This is a genomic window from Vibrio sp. 03_296 (genome assembly GCF_002265885.1).
Genome location: NZ_NPKW01000676.1, coordinates 1 through 678 on the forward strand (window position 1 = coordinate 1; position 678 = coordinate 678).

Consider the following 678-nt stretch of genomic DNA (forward strand, 5'->3'; position numbering starts at 1 on the left):
CTCTCTTACTCTCTTACTCTCTTATTCTCTTTTACTCTTTTTCTCTTTTACTCGCTTACTCTTTTACTCGCTTCTCGGCTTCAATAGCGCGAGGGTGCGCTCGCTGGATAAATTCGATATCAACGCATTATCAACTTCCCCCTCAATCGCAAGTTGATGTGCTTGAGGGCGAATGAAAGAGCAGGTTGATAACTTTATTGTCATGAGTTTATGTTTTTAGGTTTTTCTTAACTATCTGAAAATGTTGGTTTATATGTTTGTCCTTTATCACCTTGATATCAAGAAACTCATTTTTGTCTCATCATTTATTGTATAATCGTAAGTTTATTTTTTTATCTGCTTTGGGCGTAATCTCCACTTCGAACATTAACGGGGTCACGGAGAACGTTTTCTCTTATTCGCGTATAACATCAAAAGAGCAGCGACAAGGTTGCTTCGCGTTGCGGTTATTTGTTCGTTTGAGTTTTGTAACTTAAGTTGAATCGAGTTGGAGATGTTATGTCATCTAATGCTAAGAAAATCGGCCTAATTGCCTGTACAGGTGTCGTGGCTGGTAACATGATGGGCAGTGGTATTGCCTTACTTCCTTCTACACTTGGCGAGTGTAGGTTCTATCTCTATTTTAGTTGGGTCGATCTGTATTGTTGGTGCATTGAGCCTGGCATTCGTGTTTGCTCG

General features: G+C 39.8%; 1 pseudogene. It reads left to right on the forward strand.

Going from position 1 to position 678, the window contains the following annotated elements:
• Nucleotides 1–498 precede the first annotated feature (498 nt).
• Nucleotides 499–678 (forward strand): annotated as a pseudogene (gene cadB, locus CIK04_RS27070) (cadaverine/lysine antiporter); the annotation flags it as partial.